The organism is Cellulosimicrobium sp. SL-1, assembly GCF_011033075.1.
In the GTDB taxonomy this organism is placed as follows: domain Bacteria; phylum Actinomycetota; class Actinomycetes; order Actinomycetales; family Cellulomonadaceae; genus Cellulosimicrobium; species Cellulosimicrobium funkei.
Genome location: NZ_JAACJC010000017.1, coordinates 1 through 1300, shown reverse-complemented (window position 1 = coordinate 1300; position 1300 = coordinate 1). Strand labels below are relative to the sequence as shown.

The 1300-nt window shown below is 58.4% G+C and carries 2 rRNA genes (1 of these 2 cut by a window edge); both read right to left on the bottom strand.

The features are described from left to right. A 23S ribosomal RNA gene (locus GWJ10_RS19660) occupies positions 1-291 on the bottom strand (it extends 3015 nt beyond the left edge of the window). 467 nt (positions 292-758) lie between these two features. Then, positions 759-1300: ribosomal RNA gene (locus tag GWJ10_RS19495) — 16S ribosomal RNA — on the bottom strand; the annotation flags it as partial.

Sequence of the window (1300 nt, the reverse complement as noted above, 5' to 3'; positions counted from 1 at the left end):
GCCTGACAGCTTGAACACGCGCCCGGTTTGGCCTCATCCGCTTTCGCTCGCCACTACTCACGGAATATCTCTTCCTGTCGGTACTGAGATGTTTCACTTCCCGACGTTCCCTCCACACACCCTATATATTCAGGTGCGGGTCACACGACATGACTCGTGCGGGGTTCCCCCATTCGGAAACCCTCGGATCACAGCTCGTTTGCCAGCTCCCCGAGGCTTATCGCAGGCTACCACGTCCTTCTTCGGCTCCTAGTGCCAAGGCATCCACCCTGTGCCCTTAAAAACTTCAACAAAAACAACAAAACTGCAGAGAACCAAGAACCACACCCCAAAGGGTGCGTCTTGATCTTTACAAAGATGCTCGCGTCCACTGTGCAGTTCTCAAACAACCAACGACCCCGACCCCACCAGACCCGCCTACCCCACCCACACCCTCATACAAGAGCGCAGACGAAGCGGTTCGTGGTCCAAGGACCGGCCCGTACCAGGCACCCCACCAACCGGTGGCCGGTGACCTGAGGACCCAACAGTGTGCTCGACAAGCCCCCCAGCCCCACCCGTGATGTTCCACCACCACCCACACGAACCCCGAGGGGATCGTGCGAGCCGGCAGGTACTGACACCAGCAAGACCAAGAAAGCTCTTTCGTCAATGTTCCACCCATGAGCAACCACCCACCACACGGACGGCGATGGCGTGGCACCTGAACCACCCACCCACCAGCAAACACCAGCGGACGAGGGTTGGTAGCTCCTTAGAAAGGAGGTGATCCAGCCGCACCTTCCGGTACGGCTACCTTGTTACGACTTAGTCCCAATCGCCAGTCCCACCTTCGACCACTCCCCCCGCGAACGGTTGGGCCATGGGCTTCGGGTGTTACCGACTTTCGTGACTTGACGGGCGGTGTGTACAAGGCCCGGGAACGTATTCACCGCAGCGTTGCTGATCTGCGATTACTAGCGACTCCGACTTCATGGGGTCGAGTTGCAGACCCCAATCCGAACTGAGACCGGCTTTTTGGGATTCGCTCCACCTTACGGTATCGCAGCCCTTTGTACCGGCCATTGTAGCATGCGTGAAGCCCAAGACATAAGGGGCATGATGATTTGACGTCATCCCCACCTTCCTCCGAGTTGACCCCGGCAGTCTCCCATGAGTCCCCGGCATAACCCGCTGGCAACATGGGACGAGGGTTGCGCTCGTTGCGGGACTTAACCCAACATCTCACGACACGAGCTGACGACAACCATGCACCACCTGTGCACGAGTGTCCAAAGAGACCACCATCTCTGGTGGCTTC